Here is a 22141-nt window from a genome sequence, read left to right as displayed (position 1 = left end):
TCCAAACGCGGCCAGGGCACCGGGTACTCGGGCATCGAAAACCCGCTGTTCTTCAAAGAAAACACCCGCATGTTCTATGGCGATGCAAAGGCAAGCCTCGACAAACTACTGCCTATGATCGACTGAAACGGGTCAGGATAACTTTCGGAAAGGCGCCCCAGCGGGCGCCTTTTCTGTTTTTAGTGTACTCTAAATTGAAAAGGAGGTGCCCGATGGAAAAAGTGAACGGCATAGGCGGCGTGTTCTTTCGCGCCCGCGATCCAGAGGTCCTGAGCGCGTGGTATGAAAAGCATCTGGGCGTAAATCACTATATCCCGGAGCCATGGAAACAGCGCGAGGGTTACACGGTCTTTGCCCCGTTTGCGCAGGACACCGCGTACTTCGGAAGATCCGAGCAGCAGTGGATGATCAATTTTCGTGTCGATGATCTGGCCGCCATGATTGCGCAGCTTGAAGCCGCAGGGATCAAGGTTGAAACCAACGCAGAGTGGGACAGTGAGGTTGGCAAGTTCGCGCGTATCCATGACCCGGAGGGCAACCCGATCGAGCTGTGGCAGCCAAATCAATGAGATAGCGGGTTTGTATACCGTAGTATCCTTGTAAGTATATGAAATAAAAAGAGAATTGATGAAATTTATAGGTGTCGTATAGTGCCTCGGACGAAACGGAGCCCAAGATGACGCCGATAGATGACCATCCGCTGCGCTATGCGCTGGCTAATGAATTGCACGCCCGTCCGTTTCCGGTGGCGGCGATGCCCTGTACAGTGGTCTTTCTGGCGATCAAGAAATCTGTTGCGGCCGTCGCACGGGATCGCCGCGAAGATCTGGATCACTTGATCGATCTTCTCGACCGCCACGGGGCACAGCATCCGCAGCCGGACGCCACGCACTATGCCGGACAAATCGGCCGCCATTGGTTGAAGTGGGAACAACATACCGAGTTCGTGACCTATACGGCCATCGCCCAGAACGTCAGCGAGCGTGCGTTCAACCCGGCTGATTTTGAAGTTTTTCCCCCCGACTGGTTGATGGCCAGCCCCGGTCAGAGGGTCACGTCGGCCATGGTGCGTGTTGTCGAACGCGAAGGCGACGAGGTGATCAAATCCAAGCTGCTGGATTGGTTCGAACCAGAAAGCCTGGCTGTTGCTCGGGTGCTGGATGACGCAGCTGTTTGTGCAAGTGATTTTCGTATCGATCCGGCAGGGCACATGCGGTTTGCGCTGTTTGTCGCGAATGGAACCGGTCGGCGCAGGACGGGACGGATCGTCCAGCGTTTGTGTGAGATCGAGACCTACAAGGCAATGTCCATGCTGGGTTTTGCGCGGGTCAAACAGCTGATGCCTCGCATCGGAAAGCTGGATGAAAAGCTGACGCGCCTGATGGGGCAGATGACCGACAATTCTGCCCAGCCCGACGAGTTGCTTCAGGACTTGCTGTCAACCTCGATTGAACTGGAAACTCTTGCTGCGCAGTGTTCGTTCCGGTTCGGAGCCACGGGTGCCTATGAGGCCATCGTAAATCAGCGGATTGAGGTCCTGCGCGAAGAGCGTTTTGAAGGCGGTCAGAACTTTGCGGACTTTATGATGCGCCGATACGACCCGGCGATCCGTACGGTGAAATCCACGGAACGTCGCCTGCAAGCTCTTTCAGATCGGGCCATCCGTGCAGGGGAACTGCTGCGAACCCGCGTAGATGTTGAGCGAAGCGCACAGAACCAGGCCCTGTTGGAAAGCATGGATCGCCGCGCGGATCTGGCACTGCGTCTGCAGCACACGGTCGAGGGGCTTTCCGTGGTCGCGATCAGCTATTACGCCGTATCGCTGGCCAGCTATCTGCTCTACCCCCTGACGGGTGCCGGGATCAGTAAAGGGATGTTAAGCGCAGCAGTGACGATTCCGGTTGTCTTGGCGGTATGGTTTGCCGTTCGCAGGATTCGAAAGCGGTTGGAGTAGATCCGTATTTGCCTTTGGACCTGCGAGTTGTACAACAAACGCGTTTGACACTTGGGTCGAGGAATTCTCTGTGATTGGAATCGTGTCGGCGTGGCGGGCCGTGGCCGCCATGTTCATATTGAATGGCGCACTGTTCGGCATCTGGGCATCGCGCATTCCAGCGGTCCGGGACAAACTGGACCTAACGCATGAGACACTGGGATATGGCCTGTTGTTCATGGCGGCGGGCGCGGTGTGTTCCTTTCCGATCACGGGCCGGCTGACCGACAGGTTCGGCGCGGTGGTTCTGACGCGGTACATTGCCGTTCTCTATACGGTTTCTTTGATCCTTCTGGCCCTCGCGGGTAGCTTCTGGTCGCTTGCGGCTTTTTTGTTTGTATTCGGGGCTTTCCACGGCTCGATGGATGTGGCGATGAACGCCTGGGCGGCGGAGGTCGAGCAGGCGTACAAAAAACCCGTGATGTCATCCTTCCACGCGATGTGGAGCCTTGGGGCAGGATTGGGTGCCCTCAGCGGATTTGCCGCGGTGCAAGTGGGGCTGACGGTGATCCAACATTTCTTGCTGGCGGGCGGGATCGTCGTTGGGCTGGCATTGGCATCGTCATGGGTACGCTGGACATCGCGCCGCGCGGCCGTGTCCGGAGGCAAGGTTTTTGCATTGCCTTCAGGCGCATTGATCCTTGTGGGCTTCACCGCTCTGTGCGGAGCTTTGGGGGAAGGTGCAGTGGCGGACTGGAGTGCGATTTTCCTACGGGACGTGACCGACGCCGCCGAAAGCACTGCGGCCTTGGGCTATGCGGTGTTCTCGGTGGCTATGGTTGCCTTTCGCTTGGCAGGCGGGTTTGTCATTGCGCGGTTTGGACCGGTGGCGACAGCGCGATTTGGCGGGGCTTGCGCCGCTTTGGGTGTTTTCTGTGTTGTGTCCGCTGCTGAGGCAGGACTGGCATTGGCAGGTTTTGCGATGATGGGGGTCGGATACGCGGTGATCATGCCGTTGGCGTTCAGCCGGGCGGCAAGTGATCCCAATGTGCCACCGGGGCAGGCGATCGCCAGCGTCGCCACGCTGGGGTACGGAGGCCTGTTGATTGGCCCGCCGCTTATTGGGTTTCTCGCAGAGATGCTTACATTGCGCATAGCATTCACGGCGCTGTTGCCGCTGGCCGTATTCATTGTCCTGTTGGCGGGTTCGTTGCGACCTGCCGAAACAGATTGATGTCATCGCGGAGCAGCAGGCCGGAAAACCAACAGTTAGGAGACCAACATGCCGATCAAAAACCGGTTCGCCGAGTTGCAGGGTGAAATCACCGAGTGGCGACGCGATATTCATGAAAACCCGGAAATCCTGTTCGACACCCACCGCACCAGTGCTTTGGTCGCCGACAGGTTGCGGGACTTTGGCTGTGACGAAGTGGTGACAGGTGTCGGCCGAACCGGAGTTGTCGGCGTGATCAAGGGCAAGACGGACACAAGCGGTAAGGTGATCGGGCTGCGGGCGGATATGGATGCGCTGCCGATCCACGAGGCGACGGGGTTGGACTATGCCTCAAAAACCGACGGCGCGATGCACGCCTGTGGCCATGACGGGCATACGGCTATGTTGTTGGGGGCCGCGAAATACCTGTCCGAGACGCGCAATTTTGACGGCACTGTGATTGTGATCTTCCAACCTGCCGAAGAAGGCGGCGGGGGAGGGCGCGAGATGTGCGAAGACGGCATGATGGACCGCTGGGGCATTCAAGAGGTTTACGGCATGCACAATTGGCCAGGTCGTCCGGTGGGCAGCTTCGCCATTCGGCCTGGGGCCTTTTTTGCGGCAACAGATCAGTTCGATATCACTTTCGAAGGCAAAGGCGGGCACGCCGCCAAGCCTCATGAAACGGTCGACACCACCGTGATGGCGGCTCAGGCTGTCTTGGCGCTGCAAACCATTGCATCGCGCAATGCCGACCCGATTGATCGCCTTGTGGTCTCGGTCACGTCGTTTGAGACGTCGTCAAATGCGTTCAATGTGATCCCCCAATCGGTGAAGATCAAAGGAACCGTGCGCACGATGAGCAAGGAAATGCGCGACTTGGCTGAGAAGCGCGTTCAGGAAATCTGCGCAGGTATCGCCACCACTTTTGGTGGTCAGGCCGATGTGACCTATTACCGGGGTTATCCGGTGATGGTAAACAGCGACGAGCAGACCGATTTTGCAGCGGATGTCGCGCGCTCGGTGTCTGGAAACTGTGACGAGGCGCCCTTGATCATGGGCGGTGAGGACTTTGCCTTTATGTTGGAAGAACGGCCCGGAGCGTACATCCTGGTTGGCAACGGCGACACGGCTGCTGTGCATCATCCTGAATACAATTTTAACGACGAGGCTATTCCGGCTGGGTGCAGCTGGTGGGCGGGGATCGTGGAACAACGGATGCCCGCGGCCTGATGAAGGCATAGGGAGGCGAGGGGCCAGCCCCTCGCGCTCCCCGGGATATTTATGGCCAGATGAAGGTGGACCCTTGCTGCGTCAGGCGAGGTTGAGTGTATCGCACAAAGTATTGATCACATCGTCCAACGCGGATTTCTGGTTGTTTACGCAGGATTTCGCGCCAGCCCGCGCTTTGTCCAGCACGGCGTCGTCTGACACCCAATTCGCAACGGCATCCGCGAGTTGCGGAGCGGAATTGACCTCGGTCGCGCCACCGCTTTCGATCAGTGGCGCGAAGGTTTCCGCAAAATTGAAGTACCCCGGACCAGTGATCACAGCAGCACCAGCCTGTGCGGGCTCAAACGGGTTGTGACCGCCGATTTCCTTGAGCGAGCCGCCCAGGAACACGATAGGGCACAATGCGTACCATGTGCCGGTTTCGCCCAGTGTGTCAGCGACGTAAACTTGAGTCTGCGGCGCGATCTTGTCGCCCTTGGTGCGGAAGGCGGCAGACTGCCCGGCTGACTCGAGCAGATCTGCAACCTCTGACCGTCGTTCGGGATGGCGGGGGATCAGCAGGAGCAGCAGATCAGGCCAGCGTTGCAACAGCTTGGCATGCGCGGCCAGAACCGTTTCTTCCTCACCTGCATGGGTCGAACTGGCGATCCAGACCGGGCGGTCGGCGATTTGAGCGCGGATATCGCTCAGCGTGGCCTGATCGACCGGCAGCGGGTCCGACATGGCTTTGAGGTTGGTGCCGGGCTGTACCCGATCGGGGCGTGCGCCCATGTCGATAAGATTTGCTGCAGTCTTGTCATTCTGGGTTAGGAACAGTGTGAAATGGTCCAGAATAAATCGCGCGGTTTGAGGTCGCTTCTTCCATCCCTCGACCGAGCGATCCGATAGGCGCGCATTAAGCAGCGCCAGTGGAACGTCGCGTCGAGATGCTTCGACGATCAGGCGCGGCCAGATTTCACTTTCGACGAAAATGCCGGCGTCAGGGCGCCAGTGATCCCAAAACCGCTTCACCGGTCCGGCTGTGTCCAGCGGTGGGTACTGATGGCGTGCGCGCGGTGGCATCCGTTTTTCGATCAGCGCGGCCGAAGTTGGGGTTCCAGAGGTAATCAGGAACTCAGCTTTGGGCAGGCGTTCGCCCAGACGCTTGATGAGACTGATAACCGACAGAGTTTCGCCAACGCTGGCGGCGTGGAACCAGATCAGCTGCCCATCCGGGCGGGTTTGCGTGGCGTGGCCAAGGCGTTCCTGCTGGCGCGTTTCGGGAACGCCCGCCGTCTGCAGCTTGTTGCGAACCGTGCGCCATGCCAGCGGGGCCGCAACGGAAGTCAGGCCGCAATACAGCTTGTACAGCAGCGTTGGCTGGTCGGGGTTGTTTGGCACTTTAGCCGCCCGTGTGGCTCATGTGGCGGCTCATCTGGCCGTCGACGGCCTGACGGGAATAGTCGAAATCATGCCCTTTGGGCTTGAGGGTGATCGCGGACCTGATTGCCTCTTCCAATGATTTATCACTGTCGGGATGATCGCGCAGCGGGGCGCGCAGGTCGGCCATATCCTCTTGCCCAAGGCACATGTACAGCTCACCGGTGCAGGTCAGGCGCACGCGGTTGCAACTTTCGCAGAAGTTATGCGACAGCGGAGTGATAAAGCCGATTTTCTGGCCCGTATCCTCAAGCCGTACATAACGCGCAGGTCCACCAGTCCGTTCGGCCAGATCCGTGACGGAATAGTGTTTTTCATATTCCTTGCGCACATCTTCAAGAGACCAGTACTGGTCCAGGCGGTCTTCGTTTCCGATATCGCCCATGGGCATGACCTCAATCCAGGTCAGATCCATGTCACGCTCGGCACACCATTCAGTGATCTTTGGCAACTCGGGTTCATTGAACCCTTTCAAGGCGACCGCATTGATCTTGACCCGCAGACCCGCTTTCTGCGCGGCGTCGATTCCGTTAAGAACCTGTTTGAGGCGTCCCCAACGGGTGACCTTGGCAAATTTATCCTCGTCCAGCGTATCCAGCGATACGTTCACGCGACGCACACCTGCGGCGTACAGATCATCGGCAAATCGGTGCAGTTGCGAACCATTGGTGGTTAGCGTCAGCTCTTTCAGTGCGCCGCTGTCCAGGTGTCGGGTCATCGAATTGAAAAATGTCATGATATTGCGGCGCACCAGTGGCTCGCCGCCGGTGATGCGCAACTTTTCAACACCCATGTTCACAAAGGTCGAGCACATGCGGTCAAGCTCTTCCAGCGTCAGTAGGTCTTTCTTGGGCAGAAAGGTCATGTCCTCGGACATGCAATAGACGCAGCGGAAATCGCAGCGATCCGTGACGGATACGCGGAGATAGGTGATGGCACGTGCGAACGGGTCGATAAGCGGAGCTGTCATGCGACATAGGTAAAGCTGCAACCGCCCTGCGACAAGGGCGAACTGCGCTTTGCGCTGGAACAGATGCGCGCAGGGCGATAGGTTTGCGTCATGAGATATGCGCTTTTGGCTTTTTGTGTTCTGGTGGCGGGATGTGACACCGTTCGGTCGACCACCGATCGTGTCTTTGGTGGTGACAAGCCCCCTGAAGAGGCAGAACCAGCCGTTGTAGAAGAGGTGGTCGAGCCGCAACCCGTTGCCGTTGCCGCCACTGGTTGGCTCGGTCCAAAAACCACGATTGCCGGTCTGGGAGATCCCACAACACCTGGTCGATGGCTGGAAACGTCTTTGGTGGAGACTGAATTCACCGGGCGCGTGGTTGTACCGCGGACGGGCGCGCAGGCCTATATCACGCTGATTCCGGCATCCGGGCCAGCCGGGGGCGGCAGTCGCCTTTCGCTGGATGCGATGCGGGCCCTGCTGCTGCCATTTGATGAACTGGTTGAGCTGGAAGTTTATTCCAACTGACCTTTCAGATATTTACCGGCCTCTTTTCGCGCAAATAGCTTCATCGCGTCGCCGTGTGTTGTCAAAAAGGCAATGACCCGGTCCGGGTCGTGCTTGGACAATTCGCGCAGCCACCAAGCGACGGCTTTTTGAATGAACCAGTCGCGATCGGGCACGTAGCCTGCAGCCCAACCCAGAATGCGGTCTCGGCGTTGCAGGTCTTCCGGTTTGGGGTGGTTCTGTTTGGTCCAGGGCAGGGTCGCCACCAGCGCCGCGCGCCTGGTCCACATGTGGTCCGATTTTGTCCAGCTTTCCACCTGATCCAGCCGCGAAGGGTCGGCTGACAGGCGCTTTTGCATCGCCATGCAGGCGTGATCCGCCACAGCCCAGGCATCAAAATCCGGTAACCAGCTTTGCAGCAGGTCCCAAACGGCATCATCAGGTCGTATGCGTGCCTGTGTCAGCAGTTTTGCAGCGGCAAGGCGTCCTTCGTGGATATTGGCCTGCCACAACGCATCTGCCAATTCGACGCGCGCTGCCACATCCAACTCCTGTCGCCAGATTTTGGTCAGATCATTCAGGATCGGGTTTGCCACGCCCAGATGGGTGCGGTCGGCCTTGTGGTAGGCCGCCATTTGTTCGGCGCGCTCGGGATCGGAATGGGCTTTGATCTGGTCCAGATAGGCTTCAAGCATCAATAAACTCAGGGTCGGGTGCGCGTGGGTTTGCCATCAATGGTCTGATGGTTCTTTTCAACCCAGTAGGATTGGATCTGCTCGTCGGACTTGCCATCGACCCATTTCTGCATCGTGTCGCGTTCGGACTGATATTCCATGAACGGCACGGCATAGCCGCACGAAGTCTGGACCACATCGATACCCAGATCATAGATCTGACGCGCGCTGCGGTGATCAGGGAAAAGGCCAGCCAATTCATCCCAGCCATCGTCCCCCACATGCAGCGTGCGCGCGGTGCCATAGGTTCTCAGGATCATGGGGCGGGTCGTGAACGAACACCACATCAGCGTCATGCGGTTCGCTTCAAGCAGATGACCGGCGGTTTCGTTGCCGCTGCCGGTCAGGTTCATCCAGGCAATCCGGTTCGGGCCAAGAACGCGTAGCGAATCCATGCCCTTGGGCGAGATGTTGACCCGTCCGTCGGGTGCCGCAGTGCCGACGAAGAACATGTGCTGTTCTTCGATGAATTTACGCTGCCCGTCGTCCAGTTCCGGAAATTGCTTGGCCATGTCTCACTCCACTGTAACCGATTTTGCCAGGTTGCGCGGCTGGTCTACATCCGTGCCTTTGGCCACCGCCGTGTGATAGGCCAGCAGTTGCGCCGGGACCGAGTAGAGGATCGGCGCCAGGCTAGGGTGGACATGCGGCATCCGGATGATGCTCCAGACGCCATCTTCAGCCTCGGCAATCCCGTCATCGTCCGAGACTAGAATAACCTTACCCTTGCGCGCCATCACCTCTTGCATGTTCGACACCGTTTTGTCGAACACGGCGTCGCGCGGGGCCATAACCACCACAGGCATGTTCTTGTCGATCAGGGCGATTGGTCCGTGCTTCAGCTCACCCGAAGCATAACCTTCGGCGTGGATATAGCTGATTTCCTTGAGCTTCAGCGCCCCCTCCATCGCCAGCGGATACATCAGGCCGCGACCCAGGAACAGAACGTCGCGGGCTTCGGACAGGCGCTGTGCGGACGTCTTGATGGCCGGATTCTGATCCAGCGCTGCATTCATCACCGTTGGCAGGCCGCGTAGCGCAGCATAGTGGTCGGCCAGCTCGTCGTCGTTCAGCGTACCACGATCCGCAGCCGCCTTGAGCGCCATCATCAGCAGAACGCTCAGTTGACACGTGAACGCCTTGGTCGAAGCCACGCCGATCTCAACGCCTGCATGGATGGGCAGGGCGATATCGCTTTCGCGGGCGATCGAACTTTCGGGGACGTTGACGACCGAGACGATCTTGTCCGCCTTGCCTTCGCAATAGCGCAGTGCCGCCAGAGTGTCGGCAGTTTCACCCGACTGACTAACGAACAGCGCCATCGTGCGCCCCGTGATCGGAGGTTCGCGATAGCGGAACTCGCTGGCGATATCGACCTCGACGGGCATTTGGGCCAATTGCTCGAACCAGTACTTCGCCGTCAGGCAGGCGTAAAATGCGGTACCGCAGGCCACCATGGTCAATCGATCCAGTTTGGTGAAATCCAGATCGGCGCCAGGCAGAACCACCTGATCACCACCACTTGGCAGGTATGACCGGATCGCGTCGGCAATCACGATGGGTTGTTCGGCAATTTCCTTGGCCATGAAGTGTTTATGGCCGTTCTTTTCGGTCTGTGTGTGGTCCAGTTTGATCTGGCGGGTCTCGCGATTAGCCAATTCACCGGCTTCGTTGCGGATTTCCAGAGAGGTTCGGGTCAGAACAGCCCGGTCGCCTTCCTCAAGATAGGTGATGCGATCCGTAAGCGGGGCCAGCGCAATGGCGTCTGAGCCCACGTACATCTCACCATCTCCGTGACCGATGGCCAAAGGTGATCCCTTGCGCGCGGCGACGATCAGATCGTCCTGACCGTCGAACAGAAAGGCCAGCGCAAACGCACCTACAAGCCGATCGATGGTCTTGAAGGCGGCCTCAACCGGCGACAGGCCTGTCTTCAGGTAATACTCCGTCATCAGGGCGACGGTTTCGGTGTCCGTCTCGGTCGCGAAACCGATGCCATGTTCGGCCAGTTCTGCCCGCAACTCACGATAGTTTTCGACGATACCATTATGAACAACCGCCACAGGGCCGGCCTGGTGTGGGTGCGCGTTGGTCACCGACGGTACGCCATGGGTAGCCCAACGGGTATGACCAATACCGGATTTACCGGGCAGCGGGTCGTGCACCAGTAGATCGCTCAGGTTTACCAGCTTGCCGACCGCCCGACGACGTCCAAGCGTGCCACCATTGACCGTGGCAATTCCGGCGCTGTCATAGCCGCGATACTCAAGCCGTTTTAGCGCCTCGACCAAAGTGGGCGCGGCCTCATGTTCACCCAGTACACCTACAATTCCACACATAAATCAGGCTCCCTTGTTGCGGCGAGCCTTCTTCGCCTTCAACATCTCAAACAATTTGCGCGCATAGCCGGGCTTGTTGTCCTGCTTGGCACGCGCCACGGCCAGCGCATCCGGTTCCACGTCACGCGTGACCACCGTCCCTGTTGCGGTCATCGCGCCGTCACCCACGGAAACGGGGGCAACTAGCATAGTGTTGGAACCGATAAAGACGTTCTGCCCGATAGTCGTCTGGTGTTTCATGACGCCGTCATAATTGCAGGTGATCGTCCCCGCGCCGATATTGGTTGCGGCACCGACCGAGGCGTCGCCGATATAGCTGAGATGGTTGACCTTGGCACCTTCGGCGATCTGGGCATTCTTGACCTCAACGAAATTGCCGATACGCGTGTGTTCAGCCAGTTCCGTACCAGGGCGCAAACGCGCATAGGGGCCAACGATGGCACCGCGGCTGACATGACACCCTTCCAGATGCGAAAATGCCCGGATCGTCGCGCCGCTTTCGACGGTAACACCGGGGCCGAAGACGACGTTGGGTTCGATCACAGTGTCTCGGCCGACGATCGTGTCAGCGGACAGATAAACCGTTTTGGGGGCCATCAGCGTCACGCCCAAAGCCAACAACTCATTGCGCGCACGGGTCTGAAACTCGGCATCGGCCGCAGCCAGATCAGCACGGGAGTCCACGCCCAGCGTTTCAGCCTCATCGCATTTGATGGCAGTTGCCGACAGACCGCGCGCATTTGCCAGTGCCACGATTTCGGTCAGGTAGTATTCACCTGAGGCGTTATCGTTGCCGACCGCGCCAATCAATTCGAACAGTACTTTTGCGTTGCAGGCCAGTAATCCACTGTTGGTAAAGCGAATGGCGCGCTGTTCTTCGGTTGCGTCTTTGTATTCAACGATTTCGACCAGTTTTTCGCCATCCATGATCAACCGGCCATAGCGGGGCTGAACTTCGGCAATATCAAAGCCCAGCATGACCAGATCAAAGGACGCGCGCGCCTCAATCATACGCTTCAGTGTTCTGGGGTCGATAAAGGGCGTGTCGCCGTAAAGGACGATCACATCGCCATCGAAATCGGCCAGTGCATCCCGCGCCTGCGCAACTGCATGCGCTGTTCCAAGCTGTTCTTCCTGAACGACAATCTGCGCGGCTTCATCCTCGGAAGTGGCGGCTTTAGCAACCTCCTCAGAGCCGTGACCAGTGACAATAACGGTTCGTTCGGGTGACAGCACCGCACCGGCGCGCATCGCGTGTACCAACATCGGCGTTTGGGCAATCGGGTGCAAAACTTTTGGGGTATCCGAATTCATCCTGGTGCCTTTTCCGGCGGCAAGGATAACAAGGGCGATGGTCATAAAAACGATTTCTCTTTGTGTTTTGTTGCGGCCCGTTTTATCCGCTGAGTTTAAAGGCGCAAGCGGTTCGGGCATCAAACAAGATTGCCGTTTGCAACACTTATGGCGAAGTCTCGCCGAATTAGGGGGCAAAATGCGTACGGTTATCTTCGATCTGGACGGGACCTTGGCCGATACATCGGGCGATTTGCTGGCCGCCGCCAACCACTGTTTTCGCCATATGGGGCATGGGGATGTGTTGGTTCACGGCGAAGATGCGGGCGTTGCGCTGCGCGGTGGCCGGATGATGCTGACCCATGGGTTGAAACGGGTGGGCGCTTATGACGATGCAACGGTTCAAGACTACTACCCGATGCTGCTTGAAGCGTATTCCGACGATATCGACACGCATACGCAGTTCTATCCTGGCGCGCTGGACGCAGTGGAAATGTTGAAGTCCGCAGGTTACGGGGTTGGCATCTGTACCAATAAGCCTGAAGCCTTGGCCCATCAATTGCTCACGCAGATGGGCGTGCGTGACCTGTTTGCCTCTATAGTTGGTGCAGACACGCTGCCGGTGCGCAAGCCTGACCCTGAACCGCTGCGTGAGGCTGCTCGCCGGGCGGGTGGTCATCCTGATTTATGTGTACTGATTGGCGATTCCGACACTGACCGAAATACGGCCCGTGCCGCGGGCGTGCCGTCGGTATTGGTTACCTTCGGCCCGTCCGGCGATGATATGGCCGCGCTGGAACCCGAAGCTCTGCTGCACCATTTCCATGATTTGCCAGAATTGGTTGCAGAGTTGATTGGCGTGGCCGCGTAATCCCTTGACCCGAACGTTTTGCAGGACCAGAACACTCTTATGACCGAGATATTCACTGGCAGTTTCACCCAGCAGGAACCCATCCCCGAAGAGGCCGTTGAGGCCGCGCTGGCCGTACTGCGCCACGGGCGCCTGCATCGTTATAACGTCGTACCTGGCGAATTGGGCGAAACCGCCCTGCTGGAACAGGAATTTGCCGCCCAGACAGGTGCCAAATACTGTCTGGCCGTGTCCTCGGGCGGCTATGCGATGGCAACGGCACTGCGGGCCGTGGGGGTCAAACCGGGGGACCCGGTGCTGACGAACACGTTCACTCTGGCACCTGTGCCCGGATCTATTGCTTCGGTCAGTGCGCGCCCCGTTTTTGTGGGTGTGACCGAAGACCTTACGATTGATCTGGACGATCTCGAAACCAAGCTGGATCAGGCCCGCGTTTTAATGCTGAGCCATATGCGTGGCCATCTGTGTGACATGGATCGGCTGATGCAGATGTGCGATGCCGCAGGTGTCACGGTGATCGAGGATTGCGCCCACACAATGGGCGCTGCATGGCATGGGCAGGTTTCGGGCCGACAAGGCGCGATTGGCTGCTATTCCTGCCAGACCTACAAACACGTCAATTCGGGCGAGGGCGGCTTGCTGGTCACCGATGATGAGGAACTGGCGGCAAAGGCAACGATGCTGTCGGGGTCCTACATGCTGTACGAACGTCACCTTGCTGCACCCGGCCCAGAGGTGTTTGAGCGGATTAAGTATCATACCCCCAATGTCTCGGGGCGAATGGATAATCTGCGTGCCGCAATTCTGCGCCCGCAATTGCGCGATCTGGATTGGCAGATCGAACGCTGGAACGAACGCTATTTCGAAATCGAAAAAGGCCTGCGCGATACGCCAGGTCTGAGCGTTGTAGATCGGCCAGAAGCCGAGACGTTTGTCGGTTCCTCGATCCAGTTCCTGCTGCTCGATTGGTCGGCAGAGCGGGTAAACGAGGTTATCCAGCGCTGCGCGGCCCGGGGGGTTGAGCTTAAGTGGTTCGGCGGGGCCGAGCCGAACGGCTTTACATCGCGCTATGACAGCTGGCGATATGCCGACAGCGCGCCAATGCCAAAAAGTGATCGAATCCTCGCCGGGATCGTCGACATGCGCGTTCCCTTGACCTTTTCGCTTGAGGATTGCGCGCTGATCGCACGGATCATTCGGGCAGAGGTGAGCGCAGTGTATCAGTCGTAATCCAATCGAGTGCGCGTGAGGCACACGCTTTATTTGTATGAAACCGCCGCCCCGATCAGGGCGGCGGTTTGTTTTTGGGACGCCGTCGTTGACCCAATTCAGATTCGCTGCTATTTATTGAACAACTGTTCATTAATGCGAAAGAGGAGATCGCTTATGTTCACGGCGGCCATGCAATTTGATCTGGGCGAGGACGTGAATGCCCTGCGTGAAATGGTACACCGGTGGGCGCAAGAGCGGGTCAAGCCGATGGCGGCTGACATTGATGCCTCGAACGCATTTCCAAACGAGCTTTGGAAAGAGATGGGCGATCTGGGTTTGCTCGGCATCACTGTGTCCGAGGAATACGGTGGGTCAGGGATGTCCTATCTGGCCCACACCGTTGCGGTGGAAGAGGTTGCGCGGGCGTCGGCCTCGGTCTCTCTGTCTTATGGCGCGCATTCGAACCTGTGCGTCAATCAGATCAAGCTGAACGGTAATGACGAGCAGAAGGTGAAATACCTGCCGCGCCTGATCTCGGGCGAACATGTTGGTGCGTTGGCCATGTCCGAGGCGTCTGCTGGATCCGATGTTGTGTCGATGAAGTTGCGTGCTGAAAAACGCAATGATCACTACCGGCTGAACGGCAACAAATACTGGATCACCAACGGGCCGGACGCGGATACTCTGGTCGTATATGCCAAGACCAACCCGGAGGTCGGATCGAAGGGCATCACCGCGTTTCTGATTGAGAAAGAGATGAAGGGCTTCTCGACCTCGCCCCATTTCGACAAGTTGGGGATGCGCGGTTCGAACACGGCCGAGCTGATCTTTGAAGATGTCGAGGTGCCGTTCGAAAACGTTTTGGGCGAAGAGGGTAAAGGCGTCGCCGTTCTGATGTCCGGGCTGGACTACGAACGTGTGGTTCTGGCCGGAATTGGAACCGGCATCATGGCGGCCTGTCTGGATGAGATCATGCCCTATATGGCCGAGCGTAAGCAGTTCGGCAAACCGATCGGCAGCTTCCAACTGATGCAGGGCAAGATCGCGGATATGTATACCGCGATGAATTCCGCCCGGGCCTATGTCTATGAGGTCGCCAAAGCCTGTGACCGGGGCGACGTGACCCGTCAGGATGCGGCTGCGTGCTGTCTTTATGCTTCAGAACAGGGCATGTCGCAGGCGCATCAGGCTGTTCAGGCGATGGGTGGAGCAGGGTTCCTGTCCGACTCGGCGGTCAGCCGGATTTTCCGCGATGCCAAGCTGATGGAGATTGGCGCGGGCACCAGCGAAATCCGCCGGATGCTGATCGGTCGGGAACTGATGAACGAGATGCGCTGAGAGAAGAAAACGCTTCGCAGACGAGGGAACTGCGAAGCGCTTTCCTTGTAAGGATCAGAACTTATGAACGTAGGATACGCCGACAAGGAAGGGATCGATATCGGCTTTGCCGATCTTGGTTCCGTTCAGCTTGACGTCCGTGTCGATGTCGAACCAGCGTACGTTCAGACGGACAGCGCCATTGTCCGAGACCATGTAGTCCAGACCGGCCTGCAGCGAGACGCCGAAAGAGTCATCGACCTTCAGATCACCCAGTGCGGACTGTTCGTCAAAGAAGATGGTGTAGTTCAAACCGGCACCGACATAGGGCTTCCATGCGCTGTTGGTCGGGAAGTGATAGTTCAGCGACAAGGTGGGCGGCAGGTGCTTGACGGTGCCAGCCTCTGTGCTTCCGCCAAGGGTTACGGTGTGCTTGAACGGTGTCGCGGCCAGCAGTTCGATGCCAAGATTGTCACGGATGAAATACTCGGCAGTGAAGATCGGGCGGGTATCCGAGTCGATCTCGGCCTTTTGTCCGGCCAGCGTGCCATTATCGGACTTGGGGTTGAGGTAACCGACACCGACACCGACGGTCCAATCACCCTGCGATTGGGCAAAGGCGGGGGCGGCAAGCGCCACCAGCGCGGTGGAAAGTGTCAAAGCGGCGAGTTTGTTGGTCATGGTCTTGCCTTTGGTTCAGTTGATGAGATTGAATTGACAGCCGCGCGGTCCGCGCACTCTGATCTGCATCAAATCTGTGTGACGGGGTCATCGGAGGTTTCTCCGGTAAGGCCCTTGAAAATAAGGGAATTGCAGCGTGCCAGAAGCTAATCGCATACCGGGTTTGCGTTCAGCGGGGGGCTGGGATGTCCCATCGCGCCTGAACATGGCGCGTCAGTGTCTTGCACACGCACCGGATCAGGTTGCCGTGATCGACTTGACCGGAAGCGACGAGCGGCGCGTCACCTACGGGCAGCTTGCTGAAATGACAGACGGGATCGCGCGTGCGCTGTCGAAGAAAGTGCAGCCGGGGGATCGAGTAGGCGTGTTGCTCAGCCAATCGCCGTGGTGTGCAGCGGCGCATTTGGCGATCTGGAAAATCGGTGGCATCTCGGTTCCCTTGTTCAAACTGTTCAAGCAGGATGCCTTGCGATCCCGAGTGGGTGATGCCGGGGCGCAGGTTGTGCTGACCGACCCGGACGGCGCGACGCTGTTAGGCGAATTGGCAGAACCGCTCATGGCGGACCAGATTGGTGAAGACGGGGGCGTAGTTCCTTTTGCCGACACCGGGCCAGAGGATCCGGCTGTGTTGATCTATACCTCTGGCACCACGGGCAGCCCGAAAGGCGCGTTGCATGGCCACCGGGTGCTGACCGGCCACCTGCCAGGGGTTTCGATCAGCCACAACAACCTGCGCGAAGGCGACTGCCTCTGGACACCGGCCGATTGGGCATGGATCGGCGGGCTGTTCGATGTGCTGATGCCCGGTCTTGCGCTGGGCGTTCCAGTGGTTGCAGCGCGGCTGGACAAGTTCACCCCCGAAGCCTGCGCCGATGTGATCGCGCGCGCTGGTGTGCGGAACGTGTTCTTTCCCCCAACGGCACTTCGAATGCTCAAGGCTTCTGATCAGGCACTTCCCGGGCTACGGTCAGTCGCGTCCGGGGGTGAGCCACTGGGGGCCGAGATGTTAGCCTGGGGGCAGGAGGCGTTCGGTCTAACGATCAACGAATTCTACGGCCAGACCGAATGCAACATGGTTGTCTCTTCCTGCTCAGATGACTTCCCTGTGCGGCCCGGTTGCATAGGCAAACCGGTCCTGGGGCACGAAATTGCGGTGATCGACGAGGACGGCAACCCGACGGCTGATGAGGGTGACGTGGCCATCCGGCGAGGCTCGGCCTCAATGCTGTTGGAATATTGGAACCGCCCCGAGGCAACGGCTGAGAAATTTCGCGGCGATTGGCTGATTACCGGCGACCGCGGTGTGTGGGAGGGTGAGTACCTGCGTTTCGTAGGGCGCGACGATGATGTCATCACCTCGTCCGGTTATCGTATCGGCCCGGCAGAGATCGAGGATTGCCTGCTGACCCACCCGGCGGTGGCAACGGTGGGCGTGGTCGGCAAGCCCGACAAGCTGCGGACAGAAATCGTCAAGGCATATGTGGTTTTGAAACCGGCGGCTGACGCCTCGGAATCCGAGTTGCAGGAGTGGGTTAAAACCCGCCTTGCGCATTATTCTTACCCCCGTGAAGTGGCTTTTGTGCAAGAGTTGCCTTTGACCGTGACCGGAAAAGTAATCCGAAAGGAATTGAAGCGTCGCGCGTCTGAGGAGGAATGCCATGCCGGATAAATCCAGCGTCAGAACGGGAATTGAATTTAGCGCCACCGCAATTGCGGTCATTGGCGCTGCATGGGCAGGCAAGGCGTATTTCGAAAACTGGATGCAGGACACAATCGATAAGGCGGTCGAAGACAAAATTGCAGTCATAGAGCAACTGCAACTGGCAGACCTTCTGGTTTATTATGGTTATCCCGACGAGGCTATCTCTGAATTGCGCAAAGTAGCCGGTCGAGTGGCGAGCCTTGATGACGAAGACAAACGAAAAATTGCATTTTACGACAACTATTTAGATGCAATCTCTGCCTCTTACAGCACCCTGAAATATGAACCCGAAATCCGCATGCTGAGAAGTGTCTTCAGCACCGAGATGCAAACCGACGGATGGCATGATGAAAATCTGGCCTATGTCTCGATGTTTCTGCCGGAAGCGCAAGCGGACGAGAACTTTTATAATCGCGAGGTCGTCGGGCGTTTCAAACTTGCCGTAAGCCAGTACGAGGCGGATGGCTCCTATGACGATATGGGAAACGCCTATCGCAACCTATCCCTGGCCTATCTGTGCCGTGGGGATAACGAAGACGCCGTCGAGGCGATGGAGATGGCGGCCGAGATGTTGCCATTTGACTATTACTTCATGGTTCCGATGTCGGAGCTGGAAGATTTTCTGGAAGAGCCAGAGATCAAAAAACTGGACGCAGTTTGTTCCAGTAACGTGGCGCAAGGTTACGCGCGTCTGATGCAGAGCTTTGCAGTCAGCGAAAACCCCGTTCGAGAATTTCTAAGAGAGTACACAAGATGAAGCTCCGATCCTCTGCTTTGCCCTCGTCCGAAGGCTTCCGGGAAAACCGCGCAGCGCATCTGGATGCGTTTGCGCAAATTGCCGACGCCGCCGAGGCCGCCCGCATGGGCGGAGGCGAGAAATCCCGCGCACGGCATGAATCGCGGGGCAAGATGCTGCCGCGTCGTAGAGTGGCGAACTTGCTGGACCCAGGGTCTCCGTTCCTTGAGATCGGCGCGACGGCGGCGCATGCGATGTATGGCGACGCCGCGCCCTGTGCCGGGGTCATTGCAGGGATTGGCCGGATGCAGGGGCAAGAGGTCATGGTGGTGTGCAACGATGCCACCGTGAAGGGCGGCACATATTACCCGATGTCAGTCAAGAAGCACCTGCGCGCGCAGGAGATTGCCGAGGAAAACCAACTGCCCTGCATCTATCTGGTCGACAGTGGCGGCGCGAACCTGCCCAATCAGGATGAAGTCTTCCCCGACCGCGACCACTTTGGCCGCATCTTCTATAATCAGGCGCGGATGAGCGCGAAGGGCATCCCTCAGATCGCGGTGGTCATGGGATCATGTACGGCGGGTGGGGCTTATGTGCCCGCGATGTCGGATGTAACGATCATTGTCAGGGAACAGGGCACTATCTTTCTGGCCGGACCGCCTCTGGTCAAGGCCGCGACGGGTGAGGTGGTCAGCGCCGAAGACTTGGGTGGCGGAGATGTCCATACACGCCTATCCGGGGTGGCGGATTATCTGGCCGAGGATGACGCCCACGCGCTGGCTTTGGCGCGGCGGGCCGTAGGATCGCTGAACCGGCGCAAGCCACAGACGGTGGATTGGGCCAACCCCGAGGATCCGGCCTATGACCCCGAAGAAATTCTGGGCGTCGTCCCGGCCGATCTGCGCACGCCCTATGACATTCGCGAGGTGATCGCACGGCTGGTCGATGGCTCGCGCTTTGACGAATTCAAGCCGCGCTTTGGTGAGACGCTGGTGACCGGGTTCGCTCATGTCAAAGGCTGCCCGGTCGGGATCATCGCCAACAATGGCGTGCTGTTTTCCGAAGCGGCGCAAAAGGGTGCGCATTTTGTCGAACTGTGTTCGCAGCGCAAAATCCCCTTGGTATTCCTGCAGAACATCACTGGCTTCATGGTTGGTCGCAAATACGAAAACGAAGGCATCGCGCGGCACGGGGCCAAGATGGTGACGGCGGTGGCCACCACCAATGTGCCCAAAATCACCATGCTGGTGGGGGGCTCGTTCGGAGCGGGGAATTACGGCATGTCAGGCCGGGCCTACCAACCGCGGTTCCTGTGGACATGGCCGAACTCGCGCATTTCCGTGATGGGTGGAGAGCAGGCGGCGGGTGTTCTGGCTACCGTCAAGCGGGACGGGATTGAACGCCAAGGCGGAACTTGGTCGGCGGAAGAAGAGGCCGAATTCAAGCGCCCCACGCTGGAGATGTTCGAAGAACAATCCCATCCGCTCTATGCCTCAGCGCGGCTGTGGGACGACGGAATTATCGACCCGCGCAAAAGCCGGGACGTGCTGTCCTTGTCGTTGAACGCGGCACTGAATGCGCCGATTGAGGAGACACGCTTTGGCGTGTTCAGGATGTAAGATGAGCACCGACCTGAAAAAAATAAAAGCGCGTTATCCCGATGCACAGACGTTCAAATTCGGCGACAGTGCAATCATGAGTGCCGAGCTTTTAGCGCTGGTTCGGGCAGGGCAAAAAACGGCGACCTGCGGCGCTCTGCGCGATTATCCCGAAGGCAGCCTTGATATCCCGGTTGTTGGGCGGCGCGATATTGCCCTTGAATGGGATGATCGTCCCGCATTGGTGATTGAGACGGTCGAGGTTTCGATCTGCCGCTATTGTGACATGACCGAAGACTTCGCCTTGGCCGAAGGTGAAAACGAAACGTTAGACGGGTGGCGTGAGGATCACCGGCGTTATTTTGAGCGTAACGGCGGGTTTGATCCCGAGATGGAATTGCTTTGCGAACGGTTCCGCCTGATCGAAGACCTGGTGGATAAGGGCTAAACTATGTTCAATAAAATCCTGATTGCCAACCGGGGCGAGATTGCTTGCCGGGTGATGGAAACCGCTCAGAAAATGGGCGTAACTTGCGTGGCTGTGTATTCTGATGCCGATGCGTCGGCCAGGCATGTGCAGATGGCGGACGAGGCTGTTCATATCGGTGGTGCGGCGCCGGCTGAGAGTTACCTCAAGGGCGACGTGATCATTCAAGCCGCGCTCGATACCGGGGCGCAGGCGATCCATCCGGGTTACGGTTTTCTCTCGGAAAACCCCGATTTCGTGGATGCGGTCGAGGCGGTTGGCCTGACCTTCACTGGCCCTTCGGCGGATGCGATCCGCAAGATGGGTCTCAAAGACGCGGCCAAAGTATTGATGGAGCAGGCGGGCGTGCCGGTTGTTCCGGGGTATCACGGCGACAATCAGGACCCCGAGCATCTGGCGGGTGCGGCCGACACGATTGGCTATCCGGTCCTGATCAAGGCCGTCGCGGGTGGCGGTGGCAAAGGCATGCGGCTGGTCGAGCGGCCCCAGGATTTTACCGAGGCATTGGACAGCGCCCGGGGTGAGGCCCGCACCGCATTTGGCAATGATGCTGTTCTGGTCGAGAAATTCGTCTCCAAGCCCCGCCATATCGAGGTTCAGGTGTTTGGCGACGGCACCCATGCGGTGCATCTGTTTGAACGCGACTGCTCGCTGCAACGCCGACATCAGAAGGTGATCGAAGAAGCTCCGGCCCCGGGCATGACCGTTGAGATGCGCGACGCGATGGGGCAGGCGGGTGTACGTGCCGCCGAGGCCATCGGTTACAAAGGCGCGGGCACGGTTGAATTCATCGTGGATGCCTCGGACGGGCTGCGTCCGGACAGGTTCTGGTTCATGGAGATGAACACCCGCCTGCAGGTTGAACACCCGGTGACCGAGGCGATTACCGGCGTGGACCTTGTCGAATGGCAGTTGCGTGTTGCAGCGGGCGAGAGCCTGCCGAAGCAGCAGAGTGACCTGTCGATCTCAGGCCATTCCTTCGAAGCGCGGCTTTATGCCGAGGATGTGCCAAAGGGTTTTCTGCCGGCGACCGGTACACTTACCCATCTGCGCTTCCCGGCGGCATGCCGCGCAGATAGCGGCGTGCGTGCGGGTGATACGATCAGCCCCTGGTATGATCCGATGATCGCGAAGGTGATCGTGCACGGCCCCACACGCGCTGTCGCATTGGAACAATTGCATCGCGCCCTGAAAGGCACAGAGGTTGCGGGGACAGTCACGAACCTTGGCTTTCTGGGCGCACTGACGCGGCATCCGGGCTTTGCCGTCGGTGATGTTGATACTGGCCTGATTGGTCGCGATCTGGATGCGCTGGCCCGTGCAGAGCCGATCCCGGCGTCTTCGATCGTCGCGGCCGCGATGACGGCTTTGGATCTGGTGGATACAGTTGAGGAAACAGGGTTTTCGCTATGGGCCCCATTGCATCGCGCGGTCCATTTGCGGGCAGGTGATGATATTGATCTGGACGTTCAGGTAGAAGGTCAGAACCGTCAGGTCTGGCAGGTCGGAGAACACACGATCCTTGCCCAGCGCGGTCCGGGCGGTTGGATGATCGACGGAGCCCCAATGCCCCGCGTGTCTGTCTCTGGGTCGCAGATCACAGTCTTTGAAAACTATGGTCAAGTCCTGGAAATTGTTGATCCATTGGACCGCGATGCCGGTGCCGCTGGCGACACCAATGTGATTGAGGCCCCGATGCCGGGTCTGGTCAAAGCTGTCTTTGCGCAGGTGGGTCAAGCCGTGCAAGAAGGCGACCGGCTGGCAATCCTCGAAGCCATGAAAATGGAACATTCCCTGCTGGCCGCCCGGGACGGCATCGTTGCCGAAGTGCTGGCGGATGCCGGGGCGCAGGTCGAGGCTGGGGCCGCGTTGGTCCGGCTGGAGGAGGAATGAACTGTCCCCTTCTCGAACAAC

At 58.5% G+C, this 22141-nt stretch carries 21 protein-coding genes; 14 read left to right on the top strand and 7 right to left on the bottom strand.

What is annotated here, in order from left to right; translation table 11 throughout:
• The 5 genes from AC2FIS_RS21715 to AC2FIS_RS21695 all read left to right on the top strand — a co-directional run.
• The coding region (locus AC2FIS_RS21715) for an NAD(P)(+) transhydrogenase (Re/Si-specific) subunit beta (protein ID WP_496775345.1) at nucleotides 1–126 on the top strand (126 nt) is incomplete at its 5' end.
• An 86-nt stretch (nucleotides 127–212) separates the two neighbouring features.
• Entirely contained in the window at nucleotides 213–569 is a 357-nt protein-coding gene (locus tag AC2FIS_RS21710) for a VOC family protein (RefSeq protein WP_496775341.1), read from the top strand.
• A 107-nt stretch (nucleotides 570–676) separates the two neighbouring features.
• The gene (locus tag AC2FIS_RS21705; RefSeq protein ID WP_496775339.1) at nucleotides 677–1954 is read left to right on the top strand and encodes a DUF3422 family protein; all 1278 of its coding nucleotides are present in this window, start codon (nucleotides 677–679) and stop codon (nucleotides 1952–1954) included.
• A gap of 70 nt (nucleotides 1955–2024) precedes the next feature.
• Nucleotides 2025–3167, top strand: a complete 1143-nt coding sequence (locus AC2FIS_RS21700) for an MFS transporter (RefSeq protein WP_496775337.1) — start codon at nucleotides 2025–2027, stop codon at nucleotides 3165–3167.
• 48 nt (nucleotides 3168–3215) lie between these two features.
• Nucleotides 3216–4379 (top strand): M20 aminoacylase family protein, encoded by a 1164-nt coding sequence (locus AC2FIS_RS21695; RefSeq protein WP_496775336.1) that lies wholly within the window; start codon nucleotides 3216–3218, stop codon nucleotides 4377–4379.
• An 81-nt stretch (nucleotides 4380–4460) separates the two neighbouring features.
• Here the strand turns inward: AC2FIS_RS21695 and AC2FIS_RS21690 are convergent, their stop codons facing one another.
• Together AC2FIS_RS21690 and moaA are read right to left on the bottom strand one after the other, a co-directional pair.
• Nucleotides 4461–5759: a 3-deoxy-D-manno-octulosonic acid transferase gene (locus AC2FIS_RS21690; protein ID WP_496775334.1), complete on the bottom strand. Its 1299-nt coding sequence runs from the start codon at nucleotides 5757–5759 to the stop codon at nucleotides 4461–4463.
• Between the two features lies 1 nt (nucleotide 5760).
• A complete protein-coding gene (gene moaA, locus AC2FIS_RS21685) occupies nucleotides 5761–6768 on the bottom strand; it encodes a GTP 3',8-cyclase MoaA (protein WP_058274374.1) in 1008 nt (335 codons plus the stop codon).
• 90 nt (nucleotides 6769–6858) lie between these two features.
• Here moaA and AC2FIS_RS21680 point away from each other — a divergent pair, with 90 nt between their 5' ends.
• The gene (locus AC2FIS_RS21680; protein ID WP_058274375.1) at nucleotides 6859–7275 is read left to right on the top strand and encodes a hypothetical protein; all 417 of its coding nucleotides are present in this window, start codon (nucleotides 6859–6861) and stop codon (nucleotides 7273–7275) included.
• Here the strand turns inward: AC2FIS_RS21680 and AC2FIS_RS21675 are convergent.
• From AC2FIS_RS21675 to glmU, 4 genes are read right to left on the bottom strand one after another with little or no spacing between them, the layout of a single operon-like run.
• Nucleotides 7263–7949: a DNA alkylation repair protein gene (locus AC2FIS_RS21675; RefSeq protein ID WP_496775333.1), complete on the bottom strand. Its 687-nt coding sequence runs from the start codon at nucleotides 7947–7949 to the stop codon at nucleotides 7263–7265. The genes AC2FIS_RS21680 and AC2FIS_RS21675 overlap by 13 nt on opposite strands.
• Nucleotides 7950–7957: 8 nt before the next feature.
• Nucleotides 7958–8500 carry a pyridoxamine 5'-phosphate oxidase family protein gene (locus AC2FIS_RS21670; RefSeq protein ID WP_496775332.1) on the bottom strand — a complete coding sequence of 181 codons (543 nt, stop codon included), beginning with the start codon at nucleotides 8498–8500 and terminating at the stop codon, nucleotides 7958–7960.
• A gap of 3 nt (nucleotides 8501–8503) precedes the next feature.
• Nucleotides 8504–10327 carry a glutamine--fructose-6-phosphate transaminase (isomerizing) gene (glmS, locus tag AC2FIS_RS21665; RefSeq protein WP_496775331.1) on the bottom strand — a complete coding sequence of 608 codons (1824 nt, stop codon included), beginning with the start codon at nucleotides 10325–10327 and terminating at the stop codon, nucleotides 8504–8506.
• Nucleotides 10328–10330: 3 nt separating this feature from the next.
• Entirely contained in the window at nucleotides 10331–11686 is a 1356-nt protein-coding gene (gene glmU / locus AC2FIS_RS21660; protein WP_496775329.1) for a bifunctional UDP-N-acetylglucosamine diphosphorylase/glucosamine-1-phosphate N-acetyltransferase GlmU, read from the bottom strand.
• A gap of 133 nt (nucleotides 11687–11819) precedes the next feature.
• On the opposite strand from glmU, the gene AC2FIS_RS21655 reads away from it, so the two are divergent.
• The 3 genes from AC2FIS_RS21655 (at nucleotide 11820) to AC2FIS_RS21645 (ending at nucleotide 15041) form a co-directional block, all read left to right on the top strand.
• Nucleotides 11820–12491, top strand: a complete 672-nt coding sequence (locus AC2FIS_RS21655) for an HAD-IA family hydrolase (RefSeq protein WP_496775327.1) — start codon at nucleotides 11820–11822, stop codon at nucleotides 12489–12491.
• Nucleotides 12492–12530: 39 nt separating this feature from the next.
• Complete coding sequence (locus tag AC2FIS_RS21650) at nucleotides 12531–13721, top strand: DegT/DnrJ/EryC1/StrS family aminotransferase (protein ID WP_496775325.1); 1191 nt, start codon at nucleotides 12531–12533, stop codon at nucleotides 13719–13721.
• A 156-nt stretch (nucleotides 13722–13877) separates the two neighbouring features.
• On the top strand, nucleotides 13878–15041 hold the full coding sequence (locus tag AC2FIS_RS21645) for an isovaleryl-CoA dehydrogenase (RefSeq protein WP_496775323.1): 1164 nt from the start codon (nucleotides 13878–13880) through the stop codon (nucleotides 15039–15041).
• Nucleotides 15042–15095: 54 nt separating this feature from the next.
• Here AC2FIS_RS21645 and AC2FIS_RS21640 read toward each other — a convergent pair whose 3' ends face one another.
• The gene (locus tag AC2FIS_RS21640; protein ID WP_109310444.1) at nucleotides 15096–15701 is read right to left on the bottom strand and encodes an OmpW/AlkL family protein; all 606 of its coding nucleotides are present in this window, start codon (nucleotides 15699–15701) and stop codon (nucleotides 15096–15098) included.
• Between the two features lie 136 nt (nucleotides 15702–15837).
• Between AC2FIS_RS21640 and AC2FIS_RS21635 the strand changes: the two genes are divergently transcribed.
• The 5 genes from AC2FIS_RS21635 to AC2FIS_RS21615 are packed head-to-tail and all read left to right on the top strand — an operon-like array spanning nucleotide 15838 to nucleotide 22120.
• Complete coding sequence (locus AC2FIS_RS21635) at nucleotides 15838–17370, top strand: AMP-binding protein (protein WP_496775322.1); 1533 nt, start codon at nucleotides 15838–15840, stop codon at nucleotides 17368–17370.
• Nucleotides 17360–18160, top strand: a complete 801-nt coding sequence (locus AC2FIS_RS21630; protein WP_496775320.1) for a hypothetical protein — start codon at nucleotides 17360–17362, stop codon at nucleotides 18158–18160. The genes AC2FIS_RS21635 and AC2FIS_RS21630 overlap by 11 nt, the downstream gene beginning before the upstream one ends.
• On the top strand, nucleotides 18157–19761 hold the full coding sequence (locus tag AC2FIS_RS21625; protein WP_496775319.1) for a carboxyl transferase domain-containing protein: 1605 nt from the start codon (nucleotides 18157–18159) through the stop codon (nucleotides 19759–19761). The genes AC2FIS_RS21630 and AC2FIS_RS21625 overlap by 4 nt, the downstream gene beginning before the upstream one ends.
• Before the next feature lies 1 nt (nucleotide 19762).
• Nucleotides 19763–20188: an ASCH domain-containing protein gene (locus AC2FIS_RS21620; protein WP_496775318.1), complete on the top strand. Its 426-nt coding sequence runs from the start codon at nucleotides 19763–19765 to the stop codon at nucleotides 20186–20188.
• 3 nt (nucleotides 20189–20191) lie between these two features.
• Nucleotides 20192–22120, top strand: coding sequence for an acetyl/propionyl/methylcrotonyl-CoA carboxylase subunit alpha (locus tag AC2FIS_RS21615; protein WP_496775317.1), 1929 nt, complete (start codon nucleotides 20192–20194; stop codon nucleotides 22118–22120).
• Nucleotides 22121–22141 lie beyond the last annotated feature (21 nt).

This window comes from Ruegeria sp. CDSB113, assembly GCF_059611045.1.
The sequence above is the reverse complement of the archived record's forward strand: the minus strand, read 5'-3'. Positions and strand labels throughout refer to the sequence as shown.